Raw genomic sequence first — 15,950 nt, forward strand, 5'->3', positions numbered from 1 at the left:
TCGTGCTCGCGGCTCCGGGGTGTCCCGGGCTCGCGGGTCCGGCGTCGATCCGCTCGATCGGACGGTCCCGACGAGCCGATCGCGATTCTACGAGCCGGAGGCGCCACCGGAGCGGTCACAGCCGCGCGAGAGCGGCGTTGAGCTCGAGCACGTCCACCGTCGGCTCGCCGAGGTACCCGAGCTCGCGGCCCGCGGTGTGCTCGTCGACCAGCGCGCGCACGGCGCTCACGTCGAGCCCGCGGGCGGCGGCGACGCGGGGCGCCTGCAGCTGCGCGTAGGCGGGGCTGATCGCGGGGTCGAGCCCCGAGGCGGAGGCGGTCAGCGCATCGGCCGGAACCGCGGCCGGGTCGACGCCCTCGAAGGCCGCGATCGCGGCCCGGCGCTCCTCGACGGACGCGACCAGGTCGGCGTTCTCGGGGCCGAGGTTGCTGCCGGTCGAGGCCGCGGCGTCGTAGCCCGCGGCGGAGGGACGCGACTGGAACCACTCCGGCAGGGGCGCTCCGTCGGCGTCCGTGAACGACTGGCCGATCAGCGACGAGCCGATAACCGCGCCGTCCTGGCGCAGCAGCGAGCCGTTCGCCTGGGCGGGCAGGGCGAGCTGCCCGATCCCGAGCACCGCGAGCGGGTACGCCGCTCCCAGCAGCACGGTGAGCACGATCATCGCGCGCAGCGCGACACCGTAGGGACGGAACATGGTCTCTTCTCTCTGTCTTCAGTGGTCGGGACGGGCGGGTCAGAAGCCGGGGATCGCGGCGACGATCAGGTCGACGAGCTTGATCCCGAGGAACGGAGCGATCACTCCGCCCAGCCCGTAGACCAGGAGGTTGCGGCTGAGGATGCGCGAGGCGGCGACCGGGCGGTACGCCACTCCCCGCAGCGCGAGCGGGATCAGCACGACGATCACCAGCGCGTTGAACACGATCGCCGAGAGGATCGCCGAGGCCGGCGAGTGCAGCTGCATCACGTTCAGCACCGCGAGCCCGGGGAAGACCCCCGCGAACATCGCCGGGATGATCGCGAAGTACTTCGCCACGTCGTTCGCGATCGAGAACGTGGTGAGCGCGCCGCGGGTGATCAGCAGCTGCTTGCCGATCCGCACGATGTCGATGAGCTTGGTGGGGTCGGAGTCGAGGTCGACCATGTTGCCCGCCTCCTTCGCCGCCGAGGTGCCGGTGTTCATCGCCACGCCCACGTCGGCCTGCGCGAGGGCCGGGGCGTCGTTGGTGCCGTCGCCGGTCATCGCGACCAGCGCGCCGCCCTCCTGCTCGCGCCGGATCAGGGCGAGCTTGTCCTCGGGGGTCGCCTCGGCGAGGTAGTCGTCGACTCCCGCCTCCGCCGCGATCGCCTTCGCGGTCAGCGGGTTGTCGCCCGTGATCATCACGGTGCGGATGCCCATCGCGCGCAGCTCCGAGAAGCGCTCGGCGAGCCCGTCCTTCACCACGTCCTTCAGGTGCACGACGCCGAGCAGGCGGGCGCCGTGGGCGTCCTTCACCGCGACGACCAGGGGCGTGCCGCCGCTCTCCGAGACGCCGTCGACGAGCACCGTGAGGCGCGCCGCGACCGCGGACGGCAGCGGCCCCTCCTCCTCCACCCAGGCGCGCACGGCCGAGCCGGCGCCCTTGCGGATGGAGGAGCCGTCGGGGAGGTCGAGCCCGCTCATCCGGGTCTGCGCGGTGAACGGCACCACGGCGGCCTGAGCGGGCTCGACGGCGGGGCGGCCCGAGTCGCCCGCGAGGTCGACGATCGACTTCCCCTCGGGCGTCGGGTCGCTGAGCGAGGAGGAGGCGGCCGCGTCGACGAGGGCGGCCTGCGCCACTCCGTCGAGCGGGAGGAACGCCACCGCCCGGCGGTTGCCGTAGGTGATCGTCCCCGTCTTGTCGAGCAGGAGCGTCGTGACGTCGCCCGCCGCCTCCACGGCCCGGCCGGACATCGCGAGCACGTTGCGTTGCACGAGCCGGTCCATGCCGGCGATGCCGATGGCCGAGAGGAGGGCGCCGATGGTGGTCGGGATGAGGCAGACGAGCAGGGCGACCAGCACCGGAACGCTCACGGAGGCTCCCGCGAACGAGGCGATCGGGTTCAGGGTCAGCACGACCACGACGAACACGATCGAGAGGCTCGCCAGGAGGATGTCGAGCGCGATCTCGTTCGGCGTCTTCTGCCGCGACGCGCCCTCGACCAGGCCGATCATCCGGTCGACGAAGGTCTCGCCCGGCCGCGAGGTGATGCGCACCACGATCCGGTCCGAGAGCACTCGCGTGCCGCCCGTCACCGCGCTGCGGTCGCCTCCGCTCTCGCGGACGACCGGGGCCGACTCGCCCGTGATCGCCGACTCGTCGATGGAGGCGATGCCCCAGACGATGTCGCCGTCGCCGGGGACGAGGTCGCCCGCCTCCGCCACGACCACGTCGCCCAGCTGCAGCTCGGCCGAGGAGACCTCGACCAGGCGGGCCGACAGGGCGGAGGGGTCCGCGGGGTCGTAGTCGGCCACGCGCCGGGCCGGAGTGCTGGTGCGGGTGGCGCGCAGGCTCTCGGCCTGCGCCTTGCCGCGGCCCTCGGCCACCGACTCCGCGAGGTTCGCGAACACCACGGTGAGCCAGAGCCAGATCGCGATGCCGGCCGTGAAGGTGACGGGCACCGTCGATCCGCCCGACTCCTCCGGCCCGCCGAGGAACGGCTCGGCGACCGCCAACACCGTGGTCAGCACGGCGCCGACCTCGACGATGAACATGACGGGGTTGCGCCACATCAGGCGCGGATCGAGCTTGCGCAGCGCTCCGGGGAGGGCAGCGGCGAGCTGGCGCGGCCCGAGGGCGGCGCGGGCGGGGCGCGCGGGTTCCGCGGGGGCCTCGGTGAGTGCAGTGGTCATCGGAGTCGCAGTCCTTCCGCCAGGGGGCCCAGCGCGAGTACGGGGAAGTAGGTGAGCGCGGTCACGACGACCGTGACGCCCACGAGGAGGCCGACGAACTGCGGCCGGTGGGTGGGCAGCGTGCCGGCGCTGGAGGGCACCGGCGACTGCGCCGCGAGCGAGCTGGCCAGGGCGAGCACCAGCAGGATCGGGAGGAAGCGGCCGAGGAGCATCGCGACGCCGAGCGCCGTGTTGAGCCAGGGCGTGTTCGCCGTCAGCCCCGCGAACGCCGAGCCGTTGTTGTTGGACGCGGAGGTGAAGGCGTAGAGCACCTCCGAGAGCCCGTGCAGCCCGGGGTTCAGGATCGACGTGCTCTCCACGTCCTCCCGCACCGCCGGGATCGCGAAGCTCAGGGCCGTGCCGGCCAGCACGAGCGTCGGCGTCACGAGGATGTAGAGGCTCGCGAGCTTGATCTCGCGCGGGCCGAGCTTCTTTCCCAGGTACTCGGGCGTCCGGCCGACCAGCAGCCCGCCGACGAACACGGCCAGCACCGCGAGCACGAGCATCCCGTAGAGGCCCGAGCCGACGCCGCCGGGGGCGACCTCGCCGAGCATCATGTTGAGCATCGGCAGCATGCCGCCGAGCGCGGTGAAGGAGTCGTGCATCGCGTTGACGGCGCCGGTCGAGGTGAGCGTCGAGGCGGTCGCGTAGAGGGCGGAGCCGGCGATGCCGAAGCGCGTCTCCTTGCCCTCCATCGCGGCTCCGGCGGCCTGCGCCGCGGATCCGCCGCCCGCCGCCTCCAGCGCGGTGAGGGCCGCGAGCGACACGACGAAGATCGTCGCCATCGCCGCGAGGATCGCGCGCCCCTGCCGCACGTCGCCGACCATCCGGCCGAAGGTGCGCGGCAGCGAGAACGGGATCGCGAGGATCAGCACGATCTGCAGCAGCGACACCCACGCCGAGGGGTTCTCGAACGGGTGCGCGGAGTTGGCGTTGAAGTAGCCGCCGCCGTTGGTGCCGAGCAGCTTGATCGCCTCCTGCGAGGCCACCGCGCCGCCCGGGATGCTCTGCTCGCCGCCGGTGAGCGTGGTCACCGTCAGCGGGCCGTTCAGGTTCTGGATCACGCCGCCCGCGATCATCACGACCGCCGCCACCACCGCGAGGGGCAGCAGGAGGCGCAGCGTGCCGCGCACGAGGTCGACCCAGAAGTTGCCGAGCGTTCCGGAGGAGCGGCGCGCGAATCCGCGGATCAGCGCCACCGCCACGGCCAGGCCCACGGCCGCCGAGACGAAGTTCTGCACGGCGAGGCCGCCGAGCTGCACCGCGAAGCCGAGGGTCGCCTCCGGGGAGTAGGACTGCCAGTTGGTGTTGGTGACGAACGAGACGGCGGTGTTGAACGCCAGCCCCTCCGGCACCGCGGGCAGGCCGAGGGAGCCGGGCAGGACCGCCTGGAGGCGCTGCATCCCGTAGAGCAGGAGCACGCCGACGAGAGAGAAGGCCAGCACGGCCCGGAGGTAGGCGCGCCAGCTCTGCTCGCCCGCGGAGTCGACGCCGATGAGGCGGTAGACGCCGCGCTCGAGGGCGAGGTCGCGCGTCGAGGTGTAGACGCGGAACATGTGGTCGCCGAGGGGGCGGTGGAGGAGGGCGACGGCCAGGCCGACGGTCGCGACCTGGAGGACGGCGAGGAGCGGATCCATCAGAAGCGCTCCGGTCGGATCAGGGCCGCGACGAGGTAGACGACGGCGGCGAGCGCCAGCACGGCCGCGAGGGCGTCGAAGACGATCACCGGCCCGCCTCCTTCTCGCGGGTCCCGCGGGTCGCCGAGGGGGGCGGTCCGCCCAGCCGCTCGACCCCCTTCGCGGCGAGAGCGATGAGCGAGAAGAGGGCGAGCACGCCGAGGAGGTAGGCGAGGTCGAGCACGGAGGACTCCATCCGGGGAGCGGACGACGCCCGGGACCGGACGCCTGCCGGGAAGCGGCACAGGAAGCGATGCAACACCTCGCGGGGGCTCCTCGGAGCGGTCCTCACGGTTCCCCTACGGCCCGGCCCGGAGTCCTCGCGTTTCCCTCACGCGGACGGCGACGGGCGCCCGGCGGAGGGGCGGGAGCCGGGCGGTGAGAGCGTTCTCCCGCAGCAACGGCGGGGATCGGCGTCCCGAAGATCACATTTCGGCATCGCCTGGACAAATTCGCCGCCCGCGCTTTACTCCCCCCGATCGAAGGAATATGTTCTCTCCGTGGACAAAGCCCCTCGGGGCTCTCCCGCCCCCCCGGGCGACGACACGACGACGTGCGCCACACGTGCACGCCTCTTGTCGTCCTCTCCCTCGGACACTGCTTTCAGAGAGGAATGCACTCCATGAAGTTCTCCCGCGGCATCACCACGCTGGCCGCCGCCGGCATCATCTCCCTCGGCCTCGCGGCCTGTTCCGCGAGCCCCGCCAACTCCGGAGGCGCCGCTGCCGGCGCCGGCGCGGAAGGCGACTGCACCGTCGGCATCTCGATGCCCACGCGCAGCCTCGAGCGCTGGATCAACGACGGCGAAGGCCTCCAGTCGCAGCTCGAGGGCGACGGCTGCACCGTCGACCTCCAGTACGCCGACAACAAGACCGATCAGCAGATCTCGCAGATCCAGAACCAGATCGCCGGCGGCTCCAAGATCCTGGTCATCGCCGCGATCGACGGCGAGGCGCTCGCGCCCGTCCTCGCCGAGGCGAAGAAGCAGAACGCCACCGTCATCGCCTACGACCGTCTCATCAACGGCACCGCGGACGTCGACTACTACGCGACCTTCGACAACTACAAGGTCGGCCAGCTCCAGGGCCAGTACATCGAGTCGACCCTCGACCTGAAGAACGCCGCGGGTCCCTTCACCCTCGAGCCCTTCGCCGGCAGCCCCGACGACAACAACGCGAAGTTCTTCTTCTCCGGCGCGTGGGACGTCCTGCAGCCCTACATCGAGAGCGGCAAGCTCACCGTCCCCTCGGGCAAGTCGCCCGCGTCGGACGACGACTGGGCCTCGATCGGCATCCAGGGCTGGGCCTCCGACAAGGCGCAGTCCGAGATGGACAACCGCCTCTCCTCCTTCTACACCGGCGGCCAGAAGGTCGACGTCGTGCTCTCTCCCAACGACAGCCTGGCCATCGGCATCGAGGCCTCGCTGAAGTCGGCCGGCTACACCCCCGGCGCCGACTACCCGGTCATCACCGGCCAGGACGCCGACAAGGCCAACGTCAAGGCGATCCTCGCCGACGAGCAGTCCATGACGGTCTGGAAGGACACCCGCACCCTCGGCGACCGCGTCTTCCAGATGGTGCAGTCGATCGTCGCGGGCGAGGAGCCCGAGGTCAACGACACCGAGACCTACGACAACGGCGAGAAGGTCGTCCCGTCCTACCTGCTGGAGCCGCAGGTCGTCACGAAGGACGACGTGCAGTCGGTCCTCGTCGACTCCGGCTTCCTCAAGGCCGGCGACGTCGGACTCTGATCCGTCGGGCGGGGGCCGGGAGGAGCGATCCTCCCCGCCCCCGCCTCCCCGTCCGCACACCACTCCCCCCCAACGAAGTGAGGCCCTGTTGGCCAGTCCCATCCTCATCATGCGCGACATCGTCAAGGAGTTCGGCGGCGGCGTCCGCGCCCTCGACGGCGTCTCGCTCTCGGTCCAGCCCGGCGAGGTCCACGCCATCTGCGGCGAGAACGGCGCCGGCAAGTCGACCCTGATGAAAGTCCTCTCCGGCGTGTACCCGTACGGCAGCTTCGAGGGCACCATCGAGTTCGAGGGCGAGGAGGCGCAGTACCGGTCGATCAACGACAGCGAGGCCGACGGCATCGTGATCATCCACCAGGAGCTCGCCCTCAGCCCCTACCTCTCCATCGCCGAGAACATCTTCCTCGGCAACGAGAAGTCGACCCGCGGCGTCATCAACTGGAACGCGACCAACGCGGAGGCGGCCAAGCTGCTCGCGCGCGTCGGCCTCGCCGAGAGCCCCGCGACCAAGATCCTCGAGCTCGGCGTCGGCAAGCAGCAGCTCGTCGAGATCGCCAAGGCCCTCGCCAAGGAGGTGAAGCTCCTCATCCTCGACGAGCCCACCGCCGCCCTCAACGACGAGGACAGCGACCACCTGCTCGGCCTGATCGACCAGCTCCGCAAGCAGGGCATCACCTGCATCATCATCAGCCACAAGCTGAAGGAGATCCGCGCCATCGCGGACACCGTCACGATCATCCGCGACGGCCGCACCATCGAGAGCTTCCCGATGGCCGGCGAGGAGGCGTCCGAGAGCCGGATCATCCGCGCGATGGTCGGCCGCGACCTCAACAGCATGTTCCCGCCGCGCGACCCGCAGATCGGCGAGGAGAAGCTGCGCGTCGAGAACTGGACGGTCCACCACCCCGTCGACATCAACCGCGTGGTCGTCGACGACGCCTCCTTCACCGTCCGCGCCGGCGAGATCGTCGGCTTCGCGGGCCTGATGGGCGCCGGACGCACCGAGCTCGCGATGAGCATCTTCGGGAGGAGCTACGGCACCGGCATCTCCGGCCGCGTCTACAAGGACGGCAAGGAGATCCAGACCCGCACCGTCGACGAGGCGATCCGCAACGGCCTCGCCTACGCGACCGAGGACCGCAAGCGCTACGGGCTCAACCTCATCGGCGACATCACCGTCAACGTCTCGGCCGCCGCGCTCTCGCGCCTGGCCCGGCTCGGCGTGATCGACAAGCACCGCGAGTACAAGGTCGCCGACTCGTACCGATCGAAGATGAACATCAAGGCGCCGACCGTCTCGGCCGTCACGGGGAAGCTCTCCGGCGGCAACCAGCAGAAGGTCGTCCTCTCGAAGTGGATCTTCTCCGGTCCCGACGTGCTGATCCTCGACGAGCCCACCCGCGGCATCGACGTGGGAGCCAAGTACGAGATCTACGGGATCATCAACGAGCTCGCGGCCCAGGGCAAGGCGGTCGTCGTCATCTCGTCCGAGCTGCCCGAGCTGATCGGCCTCGCCGACCGCATCTACACCATCTCCGAGGGACGGATCACGGGCGAGATCGATCGCGCCGACGCCACCCAGGAGCACCTCATGCACTACATGACCGCCGGAAAGGAACAGGCCCGATGAGCGCCACGACCACCACAGCGCCGGCGGACACGCCCGCCAACACGCCCTCCACCCCGCCCAAGCGCTCGCGCCGGCTGAACATCAACCTCCGGCAGTACGGCATCCTCGCCGCGCTGGCCATCATCATCCTGCTCTTCCAGGTGCTGACCGGCGGGCGCCTGCTCCTGCCCGGCAACGTCAACAACCTGATCCAGCAGAACGCCTACGTGCTGATCCTCGCGATCGGCATGGTGATGGTCATCATCGCCGGCCACATCGACCTCTCGGTCGGCTCGGTCGTGGCGATGGTCGGCGCCATCTCGGCGATCGCGATGAACAACTGGGGCCTGCCCTGGTGGGCGGCCGTCGTCGTCGCCCTCGTCACCGGCGCCGCCGTCGGAGCATGGCAGGGCTTCTGGGTCGCCTTCGTCGGCATACCGGCGTTCATCGTGACCCTCGCGGGCATGCTGATCTTCCGCGGCTTCACCCTCGTCCTCCTCACCGGCGGAACGATCAACGGCCTCCCCACCGAGTTCACCGCGATCGGCGCCGGCTGGCTGCCGGGCGTCCTCGGCGGCATCGCCGGGCGCGACGCGCTCACCCTGGTCCTCGGCCTGATCGTCTGCGTCGTCCTCGTGGCCCAGCAGCTCCGCAGCCGCGCGACCCTCCGCCGCCTCGAGCTGCCCCGCGAGCCCATCGGCTCGCTGGTGGCGAAGTCGGCCATCGCCGTCATCGCGATCATGGCCCTCTCCTGGCTGCTCGCCGGCTACAGCGGAACCCCGATCATCCTGATCGTGCTCGCCGTGCTGATCCTCGCCTACAGCTTCGTGCTCGGCCGGACGGTCTTCGGCCGCCACATCTACGCGATGGGCGGCAACCTGTTCGCCGCGATGATGTCCGGTGTCAAGACGAAGTGGGTCAACTTCTTCATCTTCGTCAACATGGGCGCACTGGCCGGAGTCGCGGGCATCGTCAGCACCGCCCGCGCCGGCGGTGCGGTCGCCTCGGCCGGACAGAACTACGAGCTGGACGCGATCGCCGCGGTCTTCATCGGCGGCGCCGCCGTCCAGGGAGGCGTGGGCACCGTCGTCGGAGCCGTCATCGGCGGACTCGTGATGGGCGTGCTCAACATGGGCCTGTCCATCCTCTCGGTCGACGCGGCCTGGCAGATGGCGATCAAGGGCTTCGTGCTCCTGCTCGCGGTGGCGTTCGACATCTTCAACAAGCGCCGCGCCGGCGGCCGCTAGACGAACGCCGGGCGCCGCCCAGCGGCGCTCCTCGTCCTTCTCTTCTACAGTTCTCGGGCGCGGCTTCTCCTCGGGGGAGCCGCGCCCGAGTGCATCCGAGACCCGTCGGGGTCCAGCGACAGGCAGGCGATCATGGCAGGAGCAGTCGGAGCCTCCAGCAACGCGCTGCTGCGCCGCACGAACCTCGCGAGCCTCGCGACCCTGGTGCACCGCTCCGGTCCCACCAGCCGCGCCGAGCTCGGCCGCCTCACCGGGCTGAACCGCTCCGCCGTCGCCAACCTCGTCGGCGAGCTGAGCGAGCTCGGCTGGGTGGCGGAGGAGACCACCGCGCCCGACGGCCGCATCGGCCGCCCCAGCGCCACCGTCGTCCCCGGCGACCGGTTCGCGGCCGTGGGCGTCCACCTCGACACCGACGCGATCATCGTCGGCCTCGTCGGGCTGCACGGCGAGCTGCTCCGCCGCGTCCGCTTCGACACCCCCAAGCCCGCGAGCCCCGCCACGGTGGTCCGCGTCGTCACCGGAATCGTCGAGGGCTTCCGCTCCGAGCGGGAGTCGCTGCGCACGCTGGTCGGCGCGGGCGTCGCCGTCCCCGGCCTCGTCCAGGCCGACTCCGGCTTCGTCCACCGCGCCCCGCACCTGGGCTGGCGCGACGTCGACCTCGCCACCCAGCTCAGCCGCGCCCTCGACCTCCCGGTCGCCGTCGGCAACGACGCGACCCTCGGCGCCATCGGCGAGTCCCTCTTCGGAGCGGCGCACGGCGTGGCCGACGTCGTCTACGTCACCGGCGGCGCGGGCGGCATCGGCGGAGGAGTCATCATCGGCGGCGTCCCGCTCCAGGGCTCCTCGGGGTTCGCGGCCGAGCTGGGCCACACCCTCGTCGCCACGAACGGCCGCCTCTGCGGCTGCGGCCGGCGCGGCTGCCTCGAGGCCGAGGTCCGGATGCGCTCCCTCCTCGACGTCCTCGGCGCCCGCGTCCTCGACCAGGACGAGCTCGACATCGCCCTGGGCACCTCCCGCGACCCCGCCGTCCTCGGCGAGGTCGCCCGCCAGGTCGACCTGCTCTCGGAGGGCCTGTCCACCTACATCAACCTCTTCAACCCCACCGCGGTCGTGCTGGGCGGCTTCCTCGGCTCGCTGCTCACCGTCGACCGCGAGCGCCTCGCCGCCCGCGTCTCCGCCCGGGCCCTGAGCGACCTCGCGCGCGGCGTGCGGATCGAGCGGGCCGCCCTGCGCTCGAGGCTGGAACTCGTCGGCGCCGCGGAGCTACCCTGGCGGCGGGCGCTGGCGGATCCCGCCGCCGTCACCGGGGGCGTGCAGCCGCCGGGTGGGAGCAGCAGCCGCGAGGACGCCCTGGGCGCCCGAGCCTGACCCCGGCACTCGAGTGCCGGCACCGCGTCGAGGAGGACGAGCATGGCCGACTGGAACGACACGATCATCGAGGAGTTCCGCGCGAACGGCGGGACCGTGACCACGGGCGGCTTCGGGAGGAGCCTCGTGCTGGTGCACCACCGCGGCGCCCGCTCCGGTGAGGAGCGCGTGACTCCGCTGATGGCGCTGCACCCCTCCGAGGACGTCTGGCTGCTCGCCGCGTCCGCCGCCGGTGCGCCGAAGCACCCCGCCTGGTTCCACAACATGATCGCCCACCCGGACCTGGCGATCGAGACCCCCGACGACGGCACCGTCGACGTCCGGGCGCGCGTCCTCGCCGGGGAGGAGCGCGACGCCGGCTGGGCCCGCTTCACCACCGCCTCCGCCGGCTTCCTCGACTACGAGAAGCGCACCACCCGCATCATCCCGGTCGTGGAGCTCACCCGCCGCTGACCGCGGCTCGTCAGCGCAGCGGCACGGGCACCGTGTCCGGCGTGCTCCAGCTCAGCGCGATCCGCTCGCGGAAGCCGCCGCTGCGCAGCTCCGCCTCGAGCGCGTCGATCACCACGGGGAGCAGCGCGCGCCGCTCGATCAGCAGGTCGAGCACGAGCCGGTCGCCGGCCGTCAGCAGCACCGGGCCCGATCCGGGCAGCACCGCGATCCGCTGGCACTCCCCCACCTGCACGCTCCGGTGCCGGCGGAGACGTCGGAGCAGCTCGGGCAGCGCCCGCGGATCGAGGGCGGACACGTCGGCACGGAGGGCGATCACCCCGCGAGCGTGCCCGCGCCGGACGACCTCCCGCCGACCTCCCGGTGAACACCGCCCCTCCGCGGGACGCCGTCCGCGAGAACGACACGACAGGAGCCCGCCCCGGAGCGCACCGCACCCGGGAACGGGAGAAGCCCCCGACCGGACATCCGATCGGGGGCTTCTCTCCGGTTCCCTCGAACCCGGTTCTCTCGAACTCCGGTTCTCATGAACTCTGGTGCGCGAGGGGGGAGTTGAACCCCCACGCCCTTTCGGGCACACGGACCTGAACCGTGCGCGTCTGCCTATTCCGCCACTCGCGCTCACCAGCGGCACCGAAGCGCCGACGAGAAATCGTAGCATCCCCCGGCCTCCTAGCCGAACCGGCACCCGCCGCCCCGGGCCGTCGCTCCCCCGGGAGCCGCCTCCGGGCCGCCCCGGTGAGAGCGCGCACACGGCACTCCGGCCGCGAAACCACCGCGGAGGATCGCGCATCCAGACCATCCCAGTAACATGCCCGTAGCCGTGCGCGGCGCAGACCAAGAAGAGGAAGCGGCGACGGGCGCGCAGACATCTCGATCCGTGCGCGACCGCCGAGAAGGCGAAGAACCGGAAGATCGGAAGACTGTGGGCATACTGGACAACTTCGAGAAGGGACTCGAGCGCGTCGTCAACGGCGCGTTCGCGCGGACCTTCAAGTCGGGTCTGCAGCCGGTCGAGCTCGCCTCCGCCCTCCGCCGGGAGCTCGACACCTCCGCCGCCGTGGTCAGCCGCGACCGCATCCTCGTCCCCAACAGCCTGGTCCTGCGGATGTCCGCGACCGACCTCGACCGGATGCAGCGCCTCGGCGCCACCCTGATCGACGAGCTCACCACGGTCGCCACCGAGCACGCCACCAAGCAGGGCTTCCGCTTCCCCGGCCCGATCGACATCTCCCTCGCCGTCGATCCGGCGCTCAGCGACGGCATGGTCGAGGTCGACTCCCGCAGCGTGAAGGGCACCGTCGCCTACACGCCCGTCCTCGACATCGACGGCCGGCGCCACCCGATCACGAAGGCGCGCACCGTCATCGGCCGCGGCAGCGACGCCGACATCACCGTCGACGACTCGGGCACGTCCCGCAAGCACGTCGAGATCCTCTGGGACGGCTCCCGCGCCCAGGTGCACGACCTCGGGTCCACGAACGGCTCCAAGCTCGACGGCCGGCCCGTCACGCAGGCGCCCCTGGCCCCCGAGCAGACCATCACGATCGGGCGCACCTCGATCGTCTACCGCGTCGTGCAGGGCTCCGCGCCCGCACGCACCGACCGCCCGTCGTCCGGCAGGGCAGCCGGACGCGGTTCCGAGGGATTCTGGGACGACCGGCTATGAGCGAGCTCACTCTCTTCCTCCTGCGCATCGCGTTCCTCGCGCTGCTGTGGTTCTTCGTGTTCGGCATCGTCTACGCGCTGCGCTCCGACCTGTTCGGGCAGCGCGTGCGCAAGCTGCCGCCCGGCGCGCAGGCCGCGTCCCCCGAGGCCCCGTTCGTGACGGCGGCCCAGCCCGTGGTCGCTGCGGCCGCCCCGGCTCCCGCGCCCGCGCAGCCCGCCTCCCCGTCGGCCCCCTCGGCCCGGAGGAGCCGCGAGGCCGCCGCCGAGCGCGCCGAGCAGGGAGGCGCCGCCACGGTCCACACGGCGCAGCGCCTCGTGATCACCTCGGGCCCCAAGCGGGGCACCGAGCTCGAGCTGACCGGCGACCCGCTGACGATCGGCCGCTCCGCCGAGTCGACTCTGGTCATCCGCGACGACTACACCTCGACCCACCACGCGCGCCTGCTCCTCTGGAACGACGAGTGGATGATCCAGGACCTCGACTCCACCAACGGCACCTTCCTCGACGGCCGCCGCGTCGGCGCGCCCACCAAGGTGCCGCTGGACACGCCCGTGAAGGTCGGCACCACCACCTTCGAACTGCGGCGGTCGTAGCGCGTGGCCCCCACTCCGGAGAGCGCCTCCGGCCACGGCGCGGTGCGCGAGAGCGCCGCCGTCTCGCACGTCGGCAGGATCCGCTCGAACAACCAGGACTCCGGCTACGCGGGCCGGCAGCTCTTCGTCGTCGCCGACGGCATGGGCGGCCACGCGGGCGGCGACGTCGCCTCCTCCATCGCGATCAAGCGCATCGCGGAGGCGGACCGCGTCTACGCCTCCACCTACGAGGCCGAGGACGAGCTCAAGCGCACCCTGCTGGCGGCCAACACCCTGCTGGCCGACGCCGTGGTCGACCACCCCGAGCTCACCGGCATGGGCACCACCGTCAGCGCGATCGCCCGCGTCGGCGAGTCGGTGGCGATCGCGCACATCGGCGACTCCCGCATCTACGTCCTCCGCGACGGCCGGCTCGAGCAGGTCACGACGGACCACACCTTCGTGCAGCGCCTCGTCGACTCCGGCCGCATCACGGAGGAGGAGGCGATGACGCATCCGCGCCGCTCCGTCCTGATGCGGGTCCTCGGCGATGTGCACACCAACCCCGAGATCGACACGCTCACGCTCGAGACCGAGCCGCACGACCGCTGGCTGATCTGCTCCGACGGCCTCTCCGGCGTCGTCCCGCACGACGAGATCCTCAAGGAGCTCAGCCGCGACGAGACCGCGCAGCAGGTGGCCGACCGCCTGATCCGCGACAGCCTCTCGCACGGCGCCCCGGACAACGTCACCGTCGTCGTCCTCGACATCCCCGGGGCGGGCGACACCGCGCGCATCCTCGCCCCCGTGGAGGAGCCGGTCGTCGTCGGATCCGCCGCCGCGCCCACGCCCTTCAGCACCGACGACTCGCAGAACCGCGTCCGGATCCCCGGCCTCCGCCTGCACACCCGGGCTCCCGCCGCGCAGGGCCCCACCCACTTCGAGCCCGCGTCCGAGGACTACCTCGACGAGCTGATCGAGGAGGACCGCCGCCGGCACCTGCGCCGCCGCATCACCTGGCTCGTCGGCCTGTCCCTCGTGCTCATCATCGGATTCCTCGGGATCCTCTTCGCCTACGACTGGACGCAGTCCCGCTTCTACGTCGGCACCGACGGGGACACCGTGATCATCTACCAGGGCATCCAGCAGTCGGTCGGCCCGCTCTCGCTCTCGGAGGTGAAGGAGGACACGGGCATCCCGCTCGACTCCCTCCGCGCCTACGACGTCGAGCAGCTGGAGCAGACGATCAGCGCCGACTCCTACGCCGGCGCGGTCGACATCGTCGAGCGCCTCACGGACGCGAACGGAGCACCATGACGGACGCCGCCACGGCCACCGCCCGCCCCGCCCCCGAGCGGCAGGGCTTCTTCCGCCAGAAGCTGCGCAATCTCGAGCTCCTGCTCCTGATCGGCGCATGCCTCATCGATGCCGGCGCGATCGTGCTCGTGCAGCTCGGCGCCCTCGGCTCGATCGACACCACGCTGGTCTCGCTGGGCGCCGGCCTCTCGGCGCTCGTGCTCGCCGTGCACGTCGTGCTGCGCTTCGCGGCCCCGGCGGCCGACCCCTTCCTCCTCCCGATCGCCACCGTGCTGAACGGCCTGGGCGTCGCCGAGATCTACCGGATCGACATCGCCGACGGCGCGACCGGCTGGGAGTCGGTCGCGGTGCGGCAGATCTTCTGGAGCGCCCTGGCCGTCGTGGCGGCGATCGTGGTGCTGCTGGTCATCCGCAACCACCGCGTGCTGTTCCGCTACACCTACGTCGCCGGGTTCGCGGCGATCGTGCTGCTCCTCCTGCCGCTCCTGCCCTTCATCGGCCGCGAGGTCAGCGGCGCGCGCGTGTGGATCGGGATCGGCGACGTGGCGAGCTTCCAGCCCGGCGAGATCGCCAAGATCGCCCTCGCGGTCTTCTTCGCCGGCTACCTCGTGCGCAACCGCGACTCCCTCTCGATGGTGGGCCGCACCGTCCTCGGGATGCGCTTCCCGCGCCTGCGCGACCTCGGCCCGATCCTGGTGGTCTGGGCGGTCACGATGGGCGTCATCGTCTTCCAGCGCGACCTGGGGACGGCTCTGCTCTACTTCGGCCTGTTCCTGGTCATGCTCTACGTCGCGACCGGGCGCACCAGCTGGGTCCTCATCGGCGTCGGCCTGTTCCTCGGCGGCGCGCTGCTGGCGAGCCAGACGCTCGACTACGTGGGCAACCGCTTCGCCAACTGGCTCGAGCCGTTCAGCGCCGAGCGCTACGGGGCGGATCCGGGCGGCAGCTACCAGCTCGTGCAGGGCCTCTTCGGCCTCGCGCACGGCGGGCTGCTCGGCACGGGCCTCGGCCAGGGGATGCCGGATCTCACGCCGGTCCCGCAGTCCGACTACATCATCGCCAGCCTCGGCGAAGAGCTGGGCCTCGCCGGGCTCTTCGCGATCTTCGGCCTCTACCTCCTGCTGGTCTCGCGCGGGTTCCGCATCGGCTTCGCCGGGCAGGACGACTTCGGGCGCCTCCTGGGAGTCGGCCTCTCGTTCGTGATCGCTCTGCAGTGCTTCATCGTCATCGGAGGCGTCACCCGTGTCATCCCGCTGACCGGCCTGACCACGCCGTTCCTCGCCGCCGGCGGCTCCTCCCTCGTGGCGAACTGGATGATCGTGGCGGTGCTGCTGCGCCTGTCCGACACAGTCCGCAGTCAGCCTCGTCTGGTGGTGTGATCCGT

15 protein-coding genes and 1 tRNA gene are annotated in these 15,950 nt (G+C 71.6%); 9 read left to right on the plus strand and 7 right to left on the minus strand.

What is annotated here, in order from left to right; translation table 11 throughout:
• Positions 1–115: 115 nt before the first annotated feature.
• From kdpC to GTU71_RS16220, 5 genes are read right to left on the minus strand one after another with little or no spacing between them, the layout of a single operon-like run.
• The gene (gene kdpC / locus GTU71_RS12320; protein ID WP_104222649.1) at positions 116–694 is read right to left on the minus strand and encodes a K(+)-transporting ATPase subunit C; all 579 of its coding nucleotides are present in this window, start codon (positions 692–694) and stop codon (positions 116–118) included.
• Between the two features lie 39 nt (positions 695–733).
• Positions 734–2,869 carry a potassium-transporting ATPase subunit KdpB gene (kdpB, locus tag GTU71_RS12325; RefSeq protein WP_159940286.1) on the minus strand — a complete coding sequence of 712 codons (2,136 nt, stop codon included), beginning with the start codon at positions 2,867–2,869 and terminating at the stop codon, positions 734–736.
• Positions 2,866–4,545, minus strand: a complete 1,680-nt coding sequence (gene kdpA, locus GTU71_RS12330; RefSeq protein WP_159940288.1) for a potassium-transporting ATPase subunit KdpA — start codon at positions 4,543–4,545, stop codon at positions 2,866–2,868. The genes kdpB and kdpA overlap by 4 nt, the downstream gene beginning before the upstream one ends.
• Positions 4,545–4,634 carry a K(+)-transporting ATPase subunit F gene (kdpF, locus tag GTU71_RS12335; RefSeq protein ID WP_068209492.1) on the minus strand — a complete coding sequence of 30 codons (90 nt, stop codon included), beginning with the start codon at positions 4,632–4,634 and terminating at the stop codon, positions 4,545–4,547. The genes kdpA and kdpF overlap by 1 nt, the downstream gene beginning before the upstream one ends.
• Entirely contained in the window at positions 4,631–4,780 is a 150-nt protein-coding gene (locus GTU71_RS16220; protein WP_167299012.1) for a hypothetical protein, read from the minus strand. Before GTU71_RS16220 ends, kdpF begins: the two co-directional genes overlap by 4 nt.
• A 417-nt stretch (positions 4,781–5,197) precedes the next feature.
• Between GTU71_RS16220 and chvE the strand changes: the two genes are divergently transcribed.
• From chvE to GTU71_RS12360, 5 genes are all read left to right on the plus strand, one after another.
• Complete coding sequence (chvE, locus tag GTU71_RS12340) at positions 5,198–6,334, plus strand: multiple monosaccharide ABC transporter substrate-binding protein (RefSeq protein ID WP_104222652.1); 1,137 nt, start codon at positions 5,198–5,200, stop codon at positions 6,332–6,334.
• Positions 6,335–6,443: 109 nt separating this feature from the next.
• On the plus strand, positions 6,444–7,964 hold the full coding sequence (mmsA, locus tag GTU71_RS12345; protein WP_104255654.1) for a multiple monosaccharide ABC transporter ATP-binding protein: 1,521 nt from the start codon (positions 6,444–6,446) through the stop codon (positions 7,962–7,964).
• Positions 7,961–9,190 (plus strand): multiple monosaccharide ABC transporter permease, encoded by a 1,230-nt coding sequence (gene mmsB / locus GTU71_RS12350; protein WP_104222654.1) that lies wholly within the window; start codon positions 7,961–7,963, stop codon positions 9,188–9,190. Before mmsA ends, mmsB begins: the two co-directional genes overlap by 4 nt.
• Positions 9,191–9,322: 132 nt before the next feature.
• Positions 9,323–10,558 (plus strand): ROK family transcriptional regulator, encoded by a 1,236-nt coding sequence (locus GTU71_RS12355; RefSeq protein WP_159940290.1) that lies wholly within the window; start codon positions 9,323–9,325, stop codon positions 10,556–10,558.
• 42 nt (positions 10,559–10,600) lie between these two features.
• Positions 10,601–11,011, plus strand: a complete 411-nt coding sequence (locus GTU71_RS12360; RefSeq protein WP_104250259.1) for a nitroreductase/quinone reductase family protein — start codon at positions 10,601–10,603, stop codon at positions 11,009–11,011.
• Positions 11,012–11,021: 10 nt separating this feature from the next.
• Here the strand turns inward: GTU71_RS12360 and GTU71_RS12365 are convergent, their stop codons facing one another.
• Together GTU71_RS12365 and GTU71_RS12370 are read right to left on the minus strand one after the other, a co-directional pair.
• The gene (locus GTU71_RS12365; RefSeq protein ID WP_159940292.1) at positions 11,022–11,327 is read right to left on the minus strand and encodes a hypothetical protein; all 306 of its coding nucleotides are present in this window, start codon (positions 11,325–11,327) and stop codon (positions 11,022–11,024) included.
• A gap of 215 nt (positions 11,328–11,542) precedes the next feature.
• Positions 11,543–11,629, minus strand: a tRNA-Leu gene (locus tag GTU71_RS12370).
• A gap of 304 nt (positions 11,630–11,933) precedes the next feature.
• Between GTU71_RS12370 and GTU71_RS12375 the strand changes: the two genes are divergently transcribed.
• From GTU71_RS12375 to GTU71_RS12390, 4 genes are read left to right on the plus strand one after another with little or no spacing between them, the layout of a single operon-like run.
• Positions 11,934–12,677 (plus strand): DUF3662 and FHA domain-containing protein, encoded by a 744-nt coding sequence (locus GTU71_RS12375; protein WP_104225775.1) that lies wholly within the window; start codon positions 11,934–11,936, stop codon positions 12,675–12,677.
• Positions 12,674–13,270: an FHA domain-containing protein gene (locus GTU71_RS12380; RefSeq protein WP_104225776.1), complete on the plus strand. Its 597-nt coding sequence runs from the start codon at positions 12,674–12,676 to the stop codon at positions 13,268–13,270. Before GTU71_RS12375 ends, GTU71_RS12380 begins: the two co-directional genes overlap by 4 nt.
• 3 nt (positions 13,271–13,273) lie before the next feature.
• Positions 13,274–14,566, plus strand: coding sequence for a Stp1/IreP family PP2C-type Ser/Thr phosphatase (locus GTU71_RS12385; protein ID WP_244230547.1), 1,293 nt, complete (start codon positions 13,274–13,276; stop codon positions 14,564–14,566).
• The gene (locus GTU71_RS12390; RefSeq protein WP_104225777.1) at positions 14,563–15,945 is read left to right on the plus strand and encodes an FtsW/RodA/SpoVE family cell cycle protein; all 1,383 of its coding nucleotides are present in this window, start codon (positions 14,563–14,565) and stop codon (positions 15,943–15,945) included. Before GTU71_RS12385 ends, GTU71_RS12390 begins: the two co-directional genes overlap by 4 nt.
• The last annotated feature ends 5 nt before the right edge of the window (positions 15,946–15,950 follow it).

Origin of the sequence: Rathayibacter sp. VKM Ac-2762 (genome assembly GCF_009866585.1) — a bacterium.
GTDB lineage: Bacteria > Actinomycetota > Actinomycetes > Actinomycetales > Microbacteriaceae > Rathayibacter.

Coding starts and splice junctions, on each gene's coding strand:
- kdpC (WP_104222649.1), bottom strand. CDS start 694: ATGTTCCGTCCCTACGGTGTCGCGCTGCGCGCGATGATCGTGCTCACC.
- kdpA (WP_159940288.1), bottom strand. CDS start 4,545: ATGGATCCGCTCCTCGCCGTCCTCCAGGTCGCGACCGTCGGCCTGGCC.
- GTU71_RS12380 (WP_104225776.1), top strand. CDS start 12,674: ATGAGCGAGCTCACTCTCTTCCTCCTGCGCATCGCGTTCCTCGCGCTG.
- mmsB (WP_104222654.1), top strand. CDS start 7,961: ATGAGCGCCACGACCACCACAGCGCCGGCGGACACGCCCGCCAACACG.
- GTU71_RS12360 (WP_104250259.1), top strand. CDS start 10,601: ATGGCCGACTGGAACGACACGATCATCGAGGAGTTCCGCGCGAACGGC.
- GTU71_RS12390 (WP_104225777.1), top strand. CDS start 14,563: ATGACGGACGCCGCCACGGCCACCGCCCGCCCCGCCCCCGAGCGGCAG.
- mmsA (WP_104255654.1), top strand. CDS start 6,444: ATGCGCGACATCGTCAAGGAGTTCGGCGGCGGCGTCCGCGCCCTCGAC.
- GTU71_RS12355 (WP_159940290.1), top strand. CDS start 9,323: ATGGCAGGAGCAGTCGGAGCCTCCAGCAACGCGCTGCTGCGCCGCACG.
- chvE (WP_104222652.1), top strand. CDS start 5,198: ATGCACTCCATGAAGTTCTCCCGCGGCATCACCACGCTGGCCGCCGCC.
- kdpB (WP_159940286.1), bottom strand. CDS start 2,869: ATGACCACTGCACTCACCGAGGCCCCCGCGGAACCCGCGCGCCCCGCC.
- GTU71_RS16220 (WP_167299012.1), bottom strand. CDS start 4,780: ATGGAGTCCTCCGTGCTCGACCTCGCCTACCTCCTCGGCGTGCTCGCC.